Genomic DNA, 15,753 nt, shown 5'->3' with positions numbered 1-15,753 from the left:
CCTTGCGAGTTTGCAATCGCAAACGCCGGGGCGCGGCTTTTGTTTCAGGGATGTGAACGTATACGCCTCCCATGCGCGCTAGCTGCTATCGCCGCTTGATAAAGCTCCCTGCCCACAAGTTGCGTTTGGCAATGCGGGCTTCTTGCTCCTCGGCAAGGTATCGAGTGTCGGCTACCGCCAATCCGTGTTTCACCAGGTCCCGTCCGAGATCGATGCCTCCCACGAAGCAGACGCCGATGTCGTCGTTGTAATCGTCCTTGCCCTCGATGATGCAGGATACATCGCCTGAGGCGATAAGATTTTGGATGTGGTCACGCGCATACTTGCCGCAGGGCCAGATCTTGTCAGCGGCATCAAAACACACCTGCGAAAGTTCGGGGGCATCAAAACCGAGCAATTGAATTCGTTTTTTGTCGTGCCACAGCGTGTCGCCGTCCTCAGCAGACCAATGCTCTGCTGCGGACACAGGGCCACAGGTGAGCACGAAGGCAAGGGTGAGGATCAACCTACACATGGCCGTGCTAAACGCACCCCCCTACGGCAGTGGAACCGGCGCGTCGGCGAGCGTTCTGAGATAGGCGATCACGTTCAACCGGTCGGCCTCATCAGGCACGCCGCGAAAGTCCATGTTGACGCCGGGCGTCGTCAGAGTGGGACCGGCCAGGAAGATGTTCAAGTCCTCGTAGGTCCAGTTTCCCTCCCAGCCCAGCAGGATCTTGGAGTAACGCTCGAACTTCGTCGATGCCTTGTCCCGCCCGACTACGTTCCATAGGTTCGGCCCGATGGTAGGAAGTTCCTTTGGCCGCACGACATGGCAGGGTGCGCAAGTGCTTTCAAAAAAGGCCCCGCCTTTGATGGGATCGCCTTTCGCAAGCCGCGCGGAAATCGGCTCCGGCTTCAAGATGACGACGCCATGCTCCAAAAGGTAGGCGGCGATGTCCTCATGATCGTCATGCTTTGCCAGATGGTAGGCCGTGATGATGCTCGGCCGTTGATTGGGATCGCCCTGGACCCAGATGGCGTTGACGTCAGCGCCGGCCTCAACCAGCACCTTCACGCAGTCGAGGCAGCCACTCGCGACCGCGAGGATCAGCATTGGCTCGCCCCGCGTCTTGTCATTGGCGTCGGCACCATGCGCCAGCAGCAGCCGGATCATATCGGCGGCGTTTTTCAGCACGGCCACGGTCATCGGCCGGCCGAGCTTCGCCTCCTTGTTGACATCAGCACCGCGTTTGATCAACAGCGCCGCTGCATCGACGTGGCCGCCGCGCACCGCCAGGAACAGCGGTGTTGCCCCCTTCTCCTGCTCCTCGATGTCAGCGCCTGCATCGAGCGCCGTCGTAATTGCGTTGAGGTCTCCGCTCTTGGCTGCGTCGTGGAGCGCACCGCCATGCGCTGTTGTGACGACACATAGCAAGAGTAGGAAGCTTGTGAATAAGCCCCGCATTTCGGCATCCCTCCGCCGATAAGGAGAAAGATATACCCGATAGGCGCTCGCTTCCAGCATATATTAGCGATGACTAATGATTATAATGGCCTTGACGACACCCGCGCCCTAGTCCGCCGCGCGCGGCGCCTCGGGCTCGTCCTCCGGCGGTTCGAGGATCTCGATCAGTTTCGCGACGCGAGTGCCAGGCATGGCGTGACCTTCATTCACCAGCGCCTCGTCGGCGCCGATCCACGCGAAGGCCTCGCGCAGCTCCTCGAGGCTTGCGCCGGTGAGCGCGATGTCGGCGATAACGGCCTCGTCGACCGGTCCAAGCACGGAAATGATCTCGTTGCGGGTCATCTTGTCCTCCCCCATCGGTTGGGATGATTGCTCGAGGAAACGGATGACGGGCGGAGCGGGTTCCGCCGCGGCGTCTCTTAGCCTCCTTCCTCGAAGGACGGATTGCCCGCGCGCTTTGATCTCGCACGAGACAACCGCTATGCACCTTACGGACGGAATCCCATCGAGCCCCTCATGAAATTCGCCATCCTGCTTTGCGCCTTGCTCCTTGCCTCCCCCGCCCGGGCAGACTGGAAGCCCATCGAGAAGATCGACACCTATGCCGTGTCAGGCCAGAGCGCGGAGCAGCTCTATCTCTCGATCGGCTCGAAAGGCCCGCTGGTCGGAACGGCCGGCAATGCTCGACGCGTCATCGCGCATACGTTCTTCAAGCTGACCTGGCAGCGCGACTACCAGCCGCAAGGCAGCGCCTGCGTGCTGAAGTCGGCGCGACCGAAGCTGATCATCACCTACACGCTGCCGAGGCCGGCCGGAAAGCTGGACCCTGCCCTGCAGGCGCACTGGGACAGGTTCGCCGCCGGTCTGATTGCCCATGAAAAGGTGCATGGCGCCGACATCATCGACATGGTCGACAAGATCATCGCCTTCAGCACCGGCCTCACCGCCGAGAACGATCCCGGCTGCCAAAAGGTCAGGGCGAAGCTCACGGCCTATCTCGACCAGTTCTCCAGGGCGCAGCGCCAGGGCAGCCGCGACTTCGACGCGAAAGAGTTCGGCCGGGACGGCAACATGTTGAAGTTGATCGCGGCGTTTCTGGGCGGAGGCTAACGGATCGCCACCAGCTTCGCCGCCTCGCGGATAGAGCGGACGGCTTTCGGGTTGCTGACCGGGTAGCCCACAATAAAGCTCTCGACCGAAGAGTCAGGAAATCCGGAATTGAGCCGAGCGTCGCGATGAGCTCGCCAAGCCCTTGTGCGCCGCTAGCCGCAACGGATTCAGCGAAAAATCAGGACTGTTTCAGGACAAACGGACACCCTCGGGACGATGATGGCGTTCATGGGGCGGCACATGGCGCCGACGCCAGTCACGGAGGTCGATCATGCATGCGAGGACCGACACATCATTTGCACCGATGTCGCTGTCGCGGGGTGAAGCGCTGAGCATGCTTTCCGCGAGCATCGCGGGACCCTGCTGCGGCGAAGCCAACGAGATGCTGGCCTGGCTTTCCCTGCTGCCGTCCAGCGAGACCGCGCCAGGCAAGACAGGCGTCGAGCCGAACGCCGCGCGGCGCCGTTCATGGCTTGGCCTGCTCGGCATGTTTCGGGCTTGACCTTGCCGGGATTTGCCCCTCCCAATGAACCCTGCGCAATCAGGCGTGTCGATGGGGCAAGGGCTTGGCGCTACGGATTGGCGGCGCTGTTCTCGATCTTGACCGGGGTACGCTCCGGCGCGACGGCGAGATTGTGCCCATCCGGCCAAAAACCCTGGAATTGCTCGCCTTCCTGACGCGCAATCCGGGACGGGTGCTGAGCAAGGACGAGCTGATGCAGGCAGTCTGGCCGGGCATCATCGTCACCGAGGACTCGCTAACCCAATCGATCCGCGACGCGCGCAAATCGATCGGCGACGAGGCGCAGGCGCTGATCCGCACGGTGCCGCGCCGGGGCTACCTGTTCCAGCCGGAGATCGAGGCGGCACCAGCGCCCGTCGGCGCCATGGCTGCTGCCCGGGCGGAGCCGATGGTGGCTATTTTGCCGTTCCAGGTCGATCCGGTCGACGGCACCGCCAAGGCGCTGTTCGACGGCGCGGTCGAGGAAATCACCAACGCGCTCTCCTACTTCAAGACCGTCGCCGTGCTGGCGCGTCATTCGGCCTTCGCTTTGGCCGAGCATTCGCGCGAGGACATCCGGGCGACCGCCGAGCGCTTCGGAGCCGACTACGTCGCCGAAGGTAGCGTCGAGACTTCCGAAGCCGAATACAGCGCACGCGTGGTGCTGACCGAGACGGCGTCCGGGCGACGCGTCTGGGGCCAGAGCTTCACCTTCGCCAAAGGCGAGATCTTCACGTTCCAGACGATGGTGGCGCAACGCATCGTGACGGCGCTGGTCGCCAACATCGAAAGCGCGGTGATGCGGCGCGGCCTGCCCGTGGCTGCGGCCAATGTCGAAGCCTATCTGCATTTCCTGCGGGGGAAGGAGCTGCTGCGCAGCTATGGCGAACGGGTCAACCAGGATGCGCGCGAGCATTTCCTCAAGGCGATCGAACTCGATCCTCGTTCTGGCCTGGCGAACGCCTATCTGGCGCTTGCAGATGTCATCATCGGCGGCTACGCCGATGCGCCGCGCGCCGTGCTCGACCAGGCGCGTGACCGTGCGCTGCACGCAATCGCGCTCAGCCCCGACGAGGCGCGGTGCCACCGCATGCTGGCGCTAATCTTGCTCTACCGAGGCCGCGACGAATACGACGCCGCCGAGAAGCACTTCGCCCGCGCGCTCGATCTCAATCCCTATGACGCCGACACGCTCGCCCAAACCGGCTTCTTCCGGGCGCTGCGCGGCGACGGCGAGGCTGGGCTCGCGCTGCTCGACAAGGCCGTCCAGCTCAACCCGATGCATCCGACCTGGTACTATTACGACCGAGGCGAAGCCCTGCTGGCGCTCGCGCGGTATCAGGAAGCGGCCGCGTCCTTCTCCTGTCTGCCCCGCAAGAGCGCCTGGCAATGGGCGCGGCTGGCCGCATGCCACGCATTTGCCAGCGACCACGGGAAGGCGTTGGCCTGCGTCATGGAAGGTCGCGCCCTGGAGCCAGACCTCACCATCGCCCAGATCGTCCAGGACATGCGCATGGAACGCGAAGAGGACCGCGACCGACTCCGTCGCGGGCTCGAACTCGCCGGCTGGGACACGGCCATCTAAGCATGTCCGGCTAGAAACTGATCTCCACCGCCGCGGCGCTTCGCCTGGCCTCGCCATGGAACACCGCCTCGATGTTGTTGCCGTCGGGGTCGAGCAGGAAGCAGGCATAGTAGCCGGGATGGTAATGGCGCTCGCCCGGCGCGCCATTGTCCTTGCCGCCGGCCGCAAGGCCCGCCTGGTAGAAGGCGTCGACCATGGCGCGATCCTTCGCCTGGAAAGCGAGATGATGGCGGCCGGTCAGCACGCCGAGCGCGGCGCGGCTGTCGGCGCTGGAGACGAACAAATCGTCGGCCCAGAAATAGTCCTGCGCCTCGCCGCCGATCGGGATGCCCAGCACTTCGAACAGGGCGCCGTAGAAACGCCGGCTGGCCGCAAGGTCGCGCACCACGAGCTGGATGTGGTCGATGAGCCGGCCGCGATAAAGTTCCATGGGTGACGTCTCCTGGATGCTGCGGTTCAATCTAGAAGGGCCTGCAACACGGTCAATGCGGAGCGCCGCAGACTGCTGACACTGAAGGGCCGGCGGCGGGGCGTCGACGGCAACAACGACACGCCCAAAAAAACCGGATAAAAAATGCAACCGGATTTGTAGGATCGGCTCCCGCTCCGACGTCCTTCGGACGCAAGCGGCCCGGTGGACTGGAAAAACCGTGCCGTATCAAACAGGATGCCTTACGGCATGGAGCAGAACCATGAACCATTCTTATCGTTGGGTCATCGTCGCGGCCGGCGCGCTGATGACCTGTGTGGCGCTCGGCGCCATGTTCTCGCTGGCGATCTTTCTGGAGCCGATATCGCTCGACACAAACTGGTCGCGCACCGGCATCTCCAGCGCCATGACCTTGAACTTCCTGGTGATGGGCCTCGGCGGCTTCGCCTGGGGCTCGATCTATGACCGGGTCGGCGCGCGGCCGGTGGTGCTTGCAGGCGCCGTGCTGCTCGGCCTTTCGCTGGTGGTGGCGAGCCGCGCCACGTCGCTCATCGTCTTCCAGCTCAGCTACGGCATCATCGTCGGGCTGGCGGCCAGCGCCTTCTTCGCGCCGATGATCGCGCTCACCACCGCCTGGTTCGACACCAACCGCAGCCTCGCCGTGTCGCTGGTCTCGGCCGGCATGGGCGTGGCGCCAATGACCATCTCGCCCTTCGCGCGATGGCTGATCACGGCCTATGACTGGCGCACCGCCATGTTCGATATCGGCGTCATGGCCTGGGTGCTGCTTTTGCCCGCCGTCTTGCTGGTGCGCCAGCCGCCTGCGGCGGCTGCTGCAAGCGACGGCATGCCGGCGCCCGCCGCAAACGATCCCGGCATGAGCGTCGGCCAGGCGCTGCGCTCGCCGCAATTCATCGTGCTGGGTCTCACCTTCTTCGCCTGCTGCGCGGCGCATTCGGGCCCGATCTTCCACATGGTGAGCTATGCCATGTCCTGCGGCGTGGCGCCGATGGCGGCGGTGTCGATCTACAGCGTCGAAGGCCTGGCCGGCCTTGGCGGACGCGTGCTCTACGGCGTGCTCGCCGACCGGCTGGGCGTCAAGCCGGTGCTGGTCGCCGGGCTCGCCATCCAGGGGCTGGTGATCGCCGCCTACCTCGCCGTCGGCCGGATCGAGCAGTTCTACCTCCTGGCCGTCATCTTCGGCGCCACCTATGGCGGTGTGATGCCGCTCTACGCGGTGCTGGCGCGCGAGTATTTCGGCCTGCGCATCATCGGCACGGTGCTTGGCGCGGCGACGCTGCTGTCCAGCCTCGGCATGTCGCTTGGCCCGCTCGCCGGCGGCATGATCTACGACGCCACCGCCAGCTATCACTGGCTGTTCATCGGCTCGGCGCTGATCGGCCTCGGAGCCGCCGGCATCGCCATCGCCTTCCCGCCGCAGCCCAGCCGGCAGAAGCTGCAGATGGCGTGAGAGAAACCTGGTTTCTCGCCCCCATGAAATGGGGGAGAGGTGGCTCGGCGAAGCCGAGACGGAGAGGGGGAGCGCCCTACGAAGACCCCCTCTCCGTCCGCTTCGCGGACACCTCTCCCCCGCCTTTGGCGGGGGCGAGGAACCCAAGCCTTGAGATGCCGGCGAATAGCGCTTCTCCGCTCCGGCCGCATCTCGCTACGCTTCATCGAATGCGAAATTCGTTGCCCGATGCCGGCGAGTGTGAAACGCTTCGCAAGTCAGGCTGGCCGCGCGCCAGCGCGATCCATCGTCCAGGAGCATTGCGGTGATGGCAAGCTTGGAAGCCGAAGACGCCAGAAATTGGTCCAACCTGCTGACCGCCGCCGAGAAAGGCGACGCCGAGACCGTACGTGCCGAACTCGCGGCGGGGGCGGACATCAACCAGACCGATGAAGGCGGCTGGTCGGCACTGCATCTTGCCGCCCACAATGCCCGCATGGCAGTGCTCGAAGCCTTGATCGCGCAGCCGGCGATCGACGTCAATTCCAGGAACAAATGGAAGAGCACGCCCTTGAGCCTGGCCGCGGCCAAGGGTCATTACGACTGCATCCAGGCGCTGGTGCAACACCCTCAGATCGATATCGACGCGCGCGCCGACTATTATGGCCGCACGGCGTTGATCGAAGCGGCAAGGAACGGGCATCTCGATGCCGTCATGCTGCTGGTCGAGCATGGCGCGGACGTCAATGCGGCCGACAAGACAGGGCGAAACAGCGCCCTCATCGAAGCCATCAAGGGGCGGCACTTCGCGGTTGCGCAATATCTGCTCGAGACCAGGAAGGTGAACTTCCTCAACAAGGACATGCGGCTCAACGCGCTGATCTGGGCCGGCAGCACCCGCAACGCCGAACTCATCGAGAAACTCGACGCCGCGATCCACGCGTTTTTCGAAGGCAAGTGAACGGCAGCCGTCAGCCCTTGGAACGTCAGGCGGGTGCCACCCCTTCGAGGGCGATGATGCGTGTGTGGGCGCAGCGGAAACGGATTTGCTTCAGCCTCTCATACTCCGGCGAGTCGTACCACGCGGTGATCGCGGCCATGTCGGGAAACTCGATTATGACCAGGCGGTGCGGCTCCCAGTCGCCTTCAAGCACCCGCGTCGCGCCGCCCCGCGCGAGATAGCGCCCGCCATAGCGGGCCTCGGTCGCCGGGACTTCGCGTCTGTACTCGTCGAACATGGCCATGTCGGTGATGTCGACATCGGCAATCAGATATGCGGCCATCGTCGTTCTCCCGTTCTATCCACTTCATATTAGTGATTACTCATACTATCTTGAGTCCCGAGCCACCACCCTCTTCTCGACCACCCAGCGGTGCTTGCCGATCTGGCGATTGCGGCTGAAACCTTGGCGCTCGAACATTGCCAGCGTGCCGTTGTGCAGGAAGGCGCTTGCGACCTTCCGGCCTGCGGTGTCCTCAGGATAGCTTTCCACCGTGCCGCCGCCGAGGCGACCGATCTCGGCCAACGCGCCGGCAAGCGCTGCGGCGGCAACGCCTTCGCCACGCCGCGCCTTGTCGATGAAGAAGCAGGTGATGCGCCAGTCGGGCAACGCCGCCAGCCCTTCCTCGTATGTACGCCGGTGCTTGATGCGCGGCAGTTCGCCGGTCGGCCCGAACTGGCACCAGCCGACACAAGCCGGACCGTCGAAGACGAGCGAGGCATGCGTGCTGCCTTCACGTACGCGTGCCTCCTTTGCATCGCGGTTGCCCGCGGCGCCCGCACCCTTGGCGTGGAAGGCCATGCACCAGCAGCCGCCCCACACGCCATTGTGCCGCTCGACCAGCGCGGCAAAATCCGGCCAGGTGGTGATGTCGAGAGGTTTTGTGCTGAAGGTCATTGATGCCTCCTTGCGCGGCAAGATAACCGATCCAGGCCGACTTTGAAGCGAGGGCTCTCGCTTCACCCGGTCCCCGCCCCCGTGCGCACGGCCTCGCGCTCGCTCTCGTCGCGTTGCACCCGCTCGTCGGAGATCAGCACCACCGGGCTCGAGCCGCGCCGCAGGACGGCCGTCGTCGTCTCGCCGAAGATGAGTTCCTCGCCCTGCCGCCGCGCCACACCCATGACGATCAAGGACACATTGCGGCCGGCCTGGCGGGCGATGGCGTCGGCGGCCGCGGCCCTGGAGCGGATGGCGGTCTCGATCTCGACCCCATAACGGTCGGCAAGTGTGACGATGTCCTTCAACACCGCTTCCCGGCGACGATGCGAGACGGTGTCGCGCGGCTCCTCTCGGCCGGTGCGCGCGACATAGAGCATCTTGACCGGGGCGCCGGTGACGGCGGCTATTGCAAGCGCTAGCTCGGCGCCGCGGCGGGCTACCGCCGTGCCGTTGACCGGCACCAGTATCTTGCCCGATCCGGGACCGAGTTTCGGCATCTGGCGGCCGGCGCTCGCCGGCTTCAGCACCAGGCAGAGCGGCCCGTCGAAGGCGCCGGCGACTTCGTTCAACCGATGCGAGAAGCCGCCCTTGGAGGTGACGGCGCGGCCGAGGCCGACAAGCAGCATGCCGTAGCCCTTGCGCGCCTCCCTGGCGACCGCCTCGGCCGAAAGCTCCTCATGCTGGCGGCGGGTGACTGGCGCTTCGCGCATCGGGTCCTCGTCACCCTCCTTGGCCGCCTCGCGGCTGTCCTCCGCGCCCTTCTCGATTTCCTCCAGATGCAGGCCCTCGGTCGGCTCGGCATCGGTCTCACCGCTGGAATGCAGCACCGTCGTCGGCTTGCCGGCGCCAATGACCCCGGCGAGATAGGCGGCGAAGCGGCCAACGACGCCCTCGTCGACCACGACCAGAAGCCGCTCCAGATTGGCGACGAAGCCGCGCTGGTCGATCTCCTCGCGCTCCAGGCGCTTCTTCTCGTGGTCGCCGATCGGCAGGCGGCGCAGCGCCCAGCGCAATGTCGGCGGCATGGCCAGCGTGGTGACGACGGCCATGGTGAGGATCATGGTGAAAAGGGTGTGCGACAGCACGCCCATCGACAGGCCGATGGACGCGACGATCACCTCGGTCGAGCCACGCGCGTTCATGCCGCAGCCGACCGCGATGCCTTCGGCGCGGCTCATGCCTGCCACTTCCGCGCCGATGAAGGCACCACCGAACTTGCCGATCGAGGCGATCACCACCAGAGCCACGGTGAGCAGCGCCAGTTGCGGATCGACCAAGACGGTGAGATCGGCCGACAGGCCGGCGACGCCAAAGAACACCGGCATGAAAAGAGCCGTGATGACGCCGCGCAACTGCCCTTCGATATGGCGCGACAGGATGGGCGATTCACCCACCAATATGCCAGCGACGAAAGCGCCGAGCACGGTGTGCGCGCCGATCAGATCGGTGATCAGCGCCATCACGCCCATGATGGCGAGGATGACGGTGACCACCGCATATTCCGAGCGGAAGGTGTCGTTGGTCCAGCGGATGGCGTCGAAGACGATGCGGCGGCCCACCGTGAAGGAAAACGCCATGAAGAGGGCGACGCCGGCGATGGTGAAGGTCAGGCTGGCGATCTCGATCCGCCCCTTGGTGGCGATGCCGATGGTGATGGCGACGACCACCCAGCCGATCGTGTCCTCGATGATGGCCGAGGAGACGATGATCTGGCCGAGGTCGCGGCGCATGAAGTTCATGTCGCGCACCACCATGGCAACGATCTTGACCGAGGAGATGGAGAGCGCTGTGCCGAGGAATAGCCCGGCAACGATGCGTTCGCCGCCCGTGGCAAGCAGCGTGTCGGGCATGAACTGCGCGGCGATGAAGCCGAGCGCGAAGGGCACGGCGACGCCGGCCGCCGAGATGGAAAAGCAGGCGCGGCCGACCCGGCGCACGAGCCTCAGATCCGTTTCCATGCCGGTGAGCAGAAGCAGCATCAGAACGCCGAGCTGGGCGATGGCGTTGATCATCGATTTCTGCGTCGGATCGCCGGCGAAGATCAGCCGCTCGGCCGCCGGCCAGACCCAGCCGAGCAGCGAAGGCCCGAGCAGGATGCCGCCGATCAGTTGCCCCATCACCGCCGGCTGTCCCAGCGCTTCCAGCACCTCGCCGATGCCGCGGCCGACAACCAGGAGCAGGATCAGCTCGGCGACGAAAACGCCTTCCGACGACATGCCGGTCTTCTCGGCGGCGAAGGCCACGGCTGGCATCAAAGCGAGCGCCGCCGCTGCAAGCGCAATCCAGACCGACGGCGGCCAGCGCCGATTGAGCATATTGGACAAGATGTCCCCTCATTCCTCGCTTCGGCATAACGGTCTGGCGGGAGGATCGGTTGCACGGGGGCGGAACTGCCAATCTCCCCCCTTGTGGTCCCTTTTGGGGAGATGTCCGGCAGGACAGAGGGAGGCGCGAAGGATCGCGGCTTCTCAGCGAGAAGCGTCGATATCCGCGGCCAGGTATAGAACACATGGCAATAAAGAAATGACAGAACTTGGCGCTCCACGGCGCCCCCTCTGCCCTGCCGGGCATCTCCCCCACAAGGGGGGAGATTAGTCGCTCCCACGCCCCGCATCCCTACAATTCTAATCAAATGCCAGCGCCGATCTTTGCTTCCCGGTAAAGCGACTCGACGATGTTGGCCGCCAAGGCGGGGCAATAAGGAGAAGCTAATGAAAAGCGACTTTGCCGCCGCCCACCTGCACCTCGACCGGGCGTGCCATTACCTGCGTGGCGATGATGAAACGAGCCGCGCGGCGCTTCAGGCGCTCGACCTCGTGATCGACGCGGTGGCGGCGGCCCAGCATGCCAGGCCGATGGCCGACGTGCTGCCCTTTCCGCTGCGCGCGAATGGCGGCGTTCCACCGCTTGCATCCTGACTTATCCGCCTGAAAAGGCGGGAACATTTTGGGCCGGCCACACGTTTGTGCTATACGGGGTGTGGCCGGCCTGTTCTTGAAATCGGATGCGGCCGGCCATGGCGGGAGGCGCATGGCAGAGAATGTCCCAGACGAAGGCCGCAGGATCCACCGACGCGGCAAGGGCCCCGAAATCCATCGAGGCGAACGCGCCGGCAACATCAACCGAAAAGGCGGCGCCGCCGCGGGCGTCCGACACGCTGGCGCTGAAGCTCAGCTCTCCCGAATTCACCTCGACGCTGTCGCATTTCCACCGGGCCGAGATCGCACGCATGGCAGGCTGGCGCGACCGGCTCGACCGCACCAGCAACTGGGCGATCACCGTGGTGGCGGCGATGCTGTCGGTATCGCTGTCGACGCCCTCCGCGCATCACGGCGTGCTTTTGTTCGCCATGCTCCTGATCACGCTGCTTTTGTGGATCGAGGCGCGGCGCTACCGTTTCTTCGACGTCTACAGGACAAGGGTACGGCAGTTCGAGCGATACTACTTTGCGCAGATCTTCTCACCGCAGCCGGACTTTGCCTCCAACTGGCTCGCCATCCTCGGCGAAGGCCTGCGCTCGCCACGCTTCCTGATCTCACAGCGCTCGGCGCTCGTCAGGCGGCTGCGCCGCAATTACATCTTCATGTATACGATCCTGATGCTCGCCTGGGTGTTGAAGATCACGACACCCAGCCTGGCGCGCGAGGGCGCCCCGATCGGCTTCAGCGCCTCGCTGCTTGACACGTTCCGGGTGGCAACGCTCGGGCCCATCCCGGGCGTGGCGGTGGTGTGCGGGGTCGCTGTTTTCTATCTCGCGATGCTGGCCGCGTCATTTCTGATCCGCGACGAGGACGCCGAGCTTTCCTTCGGCGACGTGCATGTGTGAGAGGTTAGGCAGTAGGGATTAGGCAGTAGGAAAATCAGACTGCGCAGACGCCCCTCTCCTGCCTACTGCCTACTGCCTACTGCAGCGACAGCGCCGCCCGAAACTCGTTCGTGGTGTTGCGAGCGGGATAGGGTTCGTCCGGCACGGGAACGCCGAGATGGCTGCAGAGCGGCGCCCAGCCGTCGCCGAGCTTGTGCACCAGCAGCCGTTCCGACGGCACGGTGTTCAGCACCGCCTCGACATTGTCCCGATAGACGGCGATGGCATGGGCTCGGTCCTGAGGGCGGCCGCCGAAGACCTGGTTGGCGACGAGCGCGATGCCGAGCGACTCCTGATCCGTGCTGCCGGCGATCGCCGGCAGCAGGGTTTTTTCAAAACTCTCCCACCAGCTTTCGGGCGAGCGCCAGGTGAGGATGACGCGCGCCTGCGGATAGGCTTCGATCAGCTCGCGCCAATAGAACGCCGAGGGCCAGTCGACGCAGGATTTATATCCCGCGAAGAGCTGGGCCCAGTCGGGCGCCCCGCCCCTGGCCAGCGCCCGCCAGAGCCGCTTCTGCTTCGCATGTCCCATGACCTCCGACATATGGTGGCAAGGACCGAAGCCGAGCATGGTCAGCGCCTCGCGCATCGAGTCCGTGCCGGTCCGGCCGAAGCCGGTTCCAATCACCATCAGCGACATTTCCCCCTCCTCCACTTCTGCCGTCTTCAAGCGGTGGCGATCAACCTCCCTGGAGCACGAGCCGCAGGCGGTTGTCTTCCGGATCAGCGGTCGAGACAACGGGACCGTCTCTTTTCGCTTGTATACCGGCCGCTTCGAGCCTGCGCTCGACGGCGGCGAACTCCTGCGCCGAACCGAGCTCGATTGTGAAATGGTCGAGGCCGGCGGCATTGGGCGGCGGCTCGCGCAGCTCGTCGCGCGCCCAGATGTTGAAGGCGATCATATGCGCGCGGCGCTCGGTGCCGCAGTCGAACATGCCGAAGGTCCGGGACTGGATATGCGGCCGGAAGCCGAGCACGCCGAGATAGAATTCCATCAGCGCCTCGGGCGCGCGGGCGCGCAAATGGATGTGGCCGATGAAAGCGTCCCGCGCCATCCTCGGCTCGACATGGCCGGAATTGCCGCGATCGCGCAGCAGGCTAGAGACGTCCAGCGACTCGAGCCCCGAATGCGCGCTGCCGTCGACGGCGATCAGCGACACGCGGCCGTCGGGCGAGACCTCGCGGCGCAGCAGGCGTTCAGGCGTGTCGAAGCATATCTCGATGCCGTTGCCGGACGGGTCGGAGACGTAGAGCGATTCCGAGACGAGGTGGTCCTGGGCGCTGTACCGCAAGCCCGACGCCTTAAGGCGGGCGGCTGTATGCGCCAGATCTCGGCGGGTGGTGACGTGGATGGCGACGTGGAAGAGATCGCGCGACTTCTGCGCCAGTGCGACTTCCGCGCCCGCATGGAGCACGATCAGCGTCCGGCCGCCGGCGCCAAGCTCCGCTTGAGCGGCATCCTCGCTGGCCAGCGCCAGTCCGAGCGTGTCGCGCCAGACGGTCAAGGCGGCCGGAATGTCGGTCACCTTGAGATGGACCGGCCCGAGACGCGTGGCCTGAGACAGCAATCCTTCGTCCATCGTCGTCCATCCGATTGCGGTCGATGGATACATTAGCTCTGAACGATATTTATGTCTCGCGCCAAGTTCGGGTTGACCCCTCCCCGGCGGGCGGCGACTATCGCCGAAGCAGGCTGTTTTTTCGCAGCTCCGAACGAAGCAGGAGGAACCTCCCATGGACGACACCGACCACTGGCGCAACATGGCGAGCGCGCCGCGGGACGGCAGCCGCATCCTGGTGACGGTGCGCTCCTCCGAGCAGGGACCGGCCGAGGTCGACATGGCGTATTGGTCGCGCGCCGACCAGTTCGGCGAGGAAGGCTGGCGGGCCTCGGACTCCTCACCCGGCCGCGTGGTCGAATATGCCGAGCCGGAGCTCAGATGCTGGATGCCGCTGCCGAGCGCCGGGCGAGGCTCGATGCCGAGCCCCTGGGAGGGTGAGGACGTGCCGCTGGTGGATGGGGAAGGGATTTAGGGGCAACTGTCCCTTCTCCCCTTGTGGGAGAAGGTGGATCGGCGCGCAGCGCCGAGACGGATGAGGGGTGTTCCAGCGGAGTGAGACGTTGGCTTTCCCTGGAGCACCCCTCATCCGACCGAGCTTCGCTCGGCCACCTTCCCCCACAAGGGGGGAAGGGGGAGCTTAGGCCCTCAAAACAAGAACGCCGCCGTCGCCGGATCAGGCCCGGTGCGGCCGTCGGCGGAATCCAGGCCACGGATCGTCTGCATGTCGTCTGCGTCCAGCTCGAAATCGAAGACGTCGAAATTGCCGGCGATGCGCTCCTGGTGGACCGACTTCGGGATGACGATCAGCCCCTCCTGCAAATGCCAGCGGATGATCACCTGCGCCACCGACTTGCCGTGCTTCTTCGCGATCTTCTCCAGTGTCGGGTCGGAAAGCAGCCGGCCGCTGCCCAGCGGGCTCCAGCTTTCGATATGGATGTCGTGCTTCTTGTGGAAGTCGCGCTTATCGCGCTGCTGGAAGCGCGGATGCAGCTCGATCTGGTTGACGACGGGCGTCACGCCGGTCTCGCCGATGATGCGCTCCAGATGGTCCTGGTTGAAGTTCGACACACCGACCGACTTGATGCGCCCGGCCTTCTGCAATTCGACCAGCGTCTTCCATGCTTCGACATATTTGTTTTGGGCAGGCACCGGCCAGTGGATGAGGAAGAGGTCGATCCGGTCGATGCCGAGTTTTTGCATCGTGTCGTCGAAGGCGCGCAACGCCGCGTCGCGCTGATGCGCGCCGTTGCGAAGCTTGGAGGTGATGAAGAGCTCGTTCCTCGGCACGCCGGCCGCGCGGATCGCCTCGCCGACGCCTTCCTCGTTGCGGTAGCCCTCCGCGGTGTCGATCAGCCGGTAACCTGCGTCGATGCCCCAGCGAACGACCTTTGCGGTGACGTCCGGATCCACCTGCCACACGCCGAGCCCGATCTGCGGGATGGTCGAGCCGTCGTTGAGCTTGAGCTGTTCGGGCATGGGGAGATTCCTTTGGGAGGGAGGGTGGTGTACGGGACGGGTGGTGCCGACTATTTAGGCTTTAGCTCTGAAATGACGAGTTGATCTCTGCAAAAAATAGAGAAGCCGGCAGGGAGGAGGCTGAGCGCAGATGGCTCGCGCGCTCCCCTTCTCCCCTTGTGGGAGAAGGTGGATCGGCGCGCAGCGCCGAGACGGATGAGGGGTGTTCCAGCGGAGTGAGACGCTGGGAAATTTCCCGTCTCGTCCGGCGGTGCCAAGCTGCAGCACCCCTCATCCGACCGAGCTTCGCTCGGCCACCTTCTCCCACACGGAGGGCTTTGCACAGAATCGGATCGGTGATTCCATGCGGATATCCGGCAAGGAGGATTCGCGATGGTGGATCGGGT

The 15,753-nt window shown here is 64.8% G+C and carries 18 protein-coding genes; 8 read left to right on the top strand and 10 right to left on the bottom strand.

Features of this window, described 5'->3' with window-relative positions; all coding sequences use genetic code 11:
* Positions 1-85 precede the first annotated feature (85 nt).
* The 3 genes from CK230_RS31805 to CK230_RS31795 are packed head-to-tail and all read right to left on the bottom strand — an operon-like array spanning position 86 to position 1,789.
* On the bottom strand, positions 86-505 hold the full coding sequence (locus CK230_RS31805) for a thermonuclease family protein (protein ID WP_176480298.1): 420 nt from the start codon (positions 503-505) through the stop codon (positions 86-88).
* 30 nt (positions 506-535) lie between these two features.
* Positions 536-1,507, bottom strand: a complete 972-nt coding sequence (locus CK230_RS31800) for an ankyrin repeat domain-containing protein (RefSeq protein WP_245430133.1) — start codon at positions 1,505-1,507, stop codon at positions 536-538.
* 48 nt (positions 1,508-1,555) lie between these two features.
* Positions 1,556-1,789 (bottom strand): hypothetical protein, encoded by a 234-nt coding sequence (locus CK230_RS31795; protein WP_095820758.1) that lies wholly within the window; start codon positions 1,787-1,789, stop codon positions 1,556-1,558.
* Positions 1,790-1,963: 174 nt separating this feature from the next.
* Between CK230_RS31795 and CK230_RS31790 the strand changes: the two genes are divergently transcribed.
* The 3 genes from CK230_RS31790 to CK230_RS31780 all read left to right on the top strand — a co-directional run bounded on the left by CK230_RS31790 (position 1,964) and on the right by CK230_RS31780 (position 4,644).
* Positions 1,964-2,557, top strand: a complete 594-nt coding sequence (locus CK230_RS31790) for a DUF922 domain-containing protein (RefSeq protein WP_095820730.1) — start codon at positions 1,964-1,966, stop codon at positions 2,555-2,557.
* Positions 2,558-2,828: 271 nt separating this feature from the next.
* Positions 2,829-3,059 carry a hypothetical protein gene (locus tag CK230_RS31785; protein ID WP_141246170.1) on the top strand — a complete coding sequence of 77 codons (231 nt, stop codon included), beginning with the start codon at positions 2,829-2,831 and terminating at the stop codon, positions 3,057-3,059.
* Positions 3,060-3,123: 64 nt separating this feature from the next.
* Complete coding sequence (locus CK230_RS31780; protein ID WP_176480297.1) at positions 3,124-4,644, top strand: winged helix-turn-helix domain-containing protein; 1,521 nt, start codon at positions 3,124-3,126, stop codon at positions 4,642-4,644.
* A 10-nt stretch (positions 4,645-4,654) separates the two neighbouring features.
* Here CK230_RS31780 and CK230_RS31775 read toward each other — a convergent pair whose 3' ends face one another.
* Positions 4,655-5,074, bottom strand: coding sequence for a VOC family protein (locus CK230_RS31775; RefSeq protein ID WP_095820727.1), 420 nt, complete (start codon positions 5,072-5,074; stop codon positions 4,655-4,657).
* Positions 5,075-5,336: 262 nt separating this feature from the next.
* Here CK230_RS31775 and CK230_RS31770 point away from each other — a divergent pair, with 262 nt between their 5' ends.
* Together CK230_RS31770 and CK230_RS31765 are read left to right on the top strand one after the other, a co-directional pair.
* Positions 5,337-6,545 carry an MFS transporter gene (locus CK230_RS31770; RefSeq protein WP_095820726.1) on the top strand — a complete coding sequence of 403 codons (1,209 nt, stop codon included), beginning with the start codon at positions 5,337-5,339 and terminating at the stop codon, positions 6,543-6,545.
* A gap of 307 nt (positions 6,546-6,852) precedes the next feature.
* A complete protein-coding gene (locus CK230_RS31765; RefSeq protein WP_245430132.1) occupies positions 6,853-7,485 on the top strand; it encodes an ankyrin repeat domain-containing protein in 633 nt (210 codons plus the stop codon).
* Positions 7,486-7,510: 25 nt separating this feature from the next.
* On the opposite strand, the gene CK230_RS31760 is transcribed toward CK230_RS31765, so the two are convergent.
* The 3 genes from CK230_RS31760 to CK230_RS31750 all read right to left on the bottom strand — a co-directional run bounded on the left by CK230_RS31760 (position 7,511) and on the right by CK230_RS31750 (position 10,779).
* On the bottom strand, positions 7,511-7,807 hold the full coding sequence (locus tag CK230_RS31760) for a DUF1330 domain-containing protein (RefSeq protein ID WP_095820724.1): 297 nt from the start codon (positions 7,805-7,807) through the stop codon (positions 7,511-7,513).
* Between the two features lie 45 nt (positions 7,808-7,852).
* Entirely contained in the window at positions 7,853-8,422 is a 570-nt protein-coding gene (locus CK230_RS31755; RefSeq protein ID WP_095820723.1) for a GNAT family N-acetyltransferase, read from the bottom strand.
* Between the two features lie 62 nt (positions 8,423-8,484).
* On the bottom strand, positions 8,485-10,779 hold the full coding sequence (locus CK230_RS31750; RefSeq protein WP_095820722.1) for a cation:proton antiporter: 2,295 nt from the start codon (positions 10,777-10,779) through the stop codon (positions 8,485-8,487).
* A gap of 396 nt (positions 10,780-11,175) precedes the next feature.
* On the opposite strand from CK230_RS31750, the gene CK230_RS31745 reads away from it, so the two are divergent.
* Both CK230_RS31745 and CK230_RS31740 read left to right on the top strand, forming a co-directional pair.
* Positions 11,176-11,382: a hypothetical protein gene (locus tag CK230_RS31745; protein WP_095820721.1), complete on the top strand. Its 207-nt coding sequence runs from the start codon at positions 11,176-11,178 to the stop codon at positions 11,380-11,382.
* 122 nt (positions 11,383-11,504) lie between these two features.
* Complete coding sequence (locus CK230_RS31740; protein WP_095820720.1) at positions 11,505-12,290, top strand: DUF2270 domain-containing protein; 786 nt, start codon at positions 11,505-11,507, stop codon at positions 12,288-12,290.
* Positions 12,291-12,366: 76 nt separating this feature from the next.
* Here CK230_RS31740 and CK230_RS31735 read toward each other — a convergent pair whose 3' ends face one another.
* Both CK230_RS31735 and CK230_RS31730 read right to left on the bottom strand, forming a co-directional pair.
* Positions 12,367-12,969 (bottom strand): sulfotransferase family protein, encoded by a 603-nt coding sequence (locus CK230_RS31735; RefSeq protein ID WP_095820719.1) that lies wholly within the window; start codon positions 12,967-12,969, stop codon positions 12,367-12,369.
* Positions 12,970-13,009: 40 nt separating this feature from the next.
* Complete coding sequence (locus tag CK230_RS31730) at positions 13,010-13,909, bottom strand: VOC family protein (protein ID WP_095820757.1); 900 nt, start codon at positions 13,907-13,909, stop codon at positions 13,010-13,012.
* 154 nt (positions 13,910-14,063) lie between these two features.
* Here CK230_RS31730 and CK230_RS31725 point away from each other — a divergent pair, with 154 nt between their 5' ends.
* A complete protein-coding gene (locus tag CK230_RS31725) occupies positions 14,064-14,363 on the top strand; it encodes a hypothetical protein (RefSeq protein WP_095820718.1) in 300 nt (99 codons plus the stop codon).
* A gap of 173 nt (positions 14,364-14,536) precedes the next feature.
* Here the strand turns inward: CK230_RS31725 and CK230_RS31720 are convergent, their stop codons facing one another.
* The gene (locus tag CK230_RS31720; protein WP_095820717.1) at positions 14,537-15,367 is read right to left on the bottom strand and encodes an aldo/keto reductase; all 831 of its coding nucleotides are present in this window, start codon (positions 15,365-15,367) and stop codon (positions 14,537-14,539) included.
* Positions 15,368-15,753 lie beyond the last annotated feature (386 nt).

Origin of the sequence: Mesorhizobium sp. WSM3859 (genome assembly GCF_002295065.1) — a bacterium.
In the GTDB taxonomy this organism is placed as follows: Bacteria; Pseudomonadota; Alphaproteobacteria; order Rhizobiales; family Rhizobiaceae; genus Mesorhizobium.
This window is presented reverse-complemented; position numbering and strand designations above follow the sequence as displayed.

Coding starts and splice junctions, on each gene's coding strand:
- CK230_RS31775 (WP_095820727.1), bottom strand. CDS start 5,074: ATGGAACTTTATCGCGGCCGGCTCATCGACCACATCCAGCTCGTGGTG.
- CK230_RS31720 (WP_095820717.1), bottom strand. CDS start 15,367: ATGCCCGAACAGCTCAAGCTCAACGACGGCTCGACCATCCCGCAGATC.
- CK230_RS31760 (WP_095820724.1), bottom strand. CDS start 7,807: ATGGCCGCATATCTGATTGCCGATGTCGACATCACCGACATGGCCATG.
- CK230_RS31735 (WP_095820719.1), bottom strand. CDS start 12,969: ATGTCGCTGATGGTGATTGGAACCGGCTTCGGCCGGACCGGCACGGAC.
- CK230_RS31785 (WP_141246170.1), top strand. CDS start 2,829: ATGCATGCGAGGACCGACACATCATTTGCACCGATGTCGCTGTCGCGG.
- CK230_RS31795 (WP_095820758.1), bottom strand. CDS start 1,789: ATGACCCGCAACGAGATCATTTCCGTGCTTGGACCGGTCGACGAGGCC.
- CK230_RS31800 (WP_245430133.1), bottom strand. CDS start 1,507: ATGCTGGAAGCGAGCGCCTATCGGGTATATCTTTCTCCTTATCGGCGG.
- CK230_RS31770 (WP_095820726.1), top strand. CDS start 5,337: ATGAACCATTCTTATCGTTGGGTCATCGTCGCGGCCGGCGCGCTGATG.
- CK230_RS31755 (WP_095820723.1), bottom strand. CDS start 8,422: ATGACCTTCAGCACAAAACCTCTCGACATCACCACCTGGCCGGATTTT.
- CK230_RS31730 (WP_095820757.1), bottom strand. CDS start 13,909: ATGGACGAAGGATTGCTGTCTCAGGCCACGCGTCTCGGGCCGGTCCAT.
- CK230_RS31740 (WP_095820720.1), top strand. CDS start 11,505: ATGTCCCAGACGAAGGCCGCAGGATCCACCGACGCGGCAAGGGCCCCG.
- CK230_RS31745 (WP_095820721.1), top strand. CDS start 11,176: ATGAAAAGCGACTTTGCCGCCGCCCACCTGCACCTCGACCGGGCGTGC.
- CK230_RS31790 (WP_095820730.1), top strand. CDS start 1,964: ATGAAATTCGCCATCCTGCTTTGCGCCTTGCTCCTTGCCTCCCCCGCC.
- CK230_RS31765 (WP_245430132.1), top strand. CDS start 6,853: ATGGCAAGCTTGGAAGCCGAAGACGCCAGAAATTGGTCCAACCTGCTG.
- CK230_RS31750 (WP_095820722.1), bottom strand. CDS start 10,779: ATGCTCAATCGGCGCTGGCCGCCGTCGGTCTGGATTGCGCTTGCAGCG.
- CK230_RS31725 (WP_095820718.1), top strand. CDS start 14,064: ATGGACGACACCGACCACTGGCGCAACATGGCGAGCGCGCCGCGGGAC.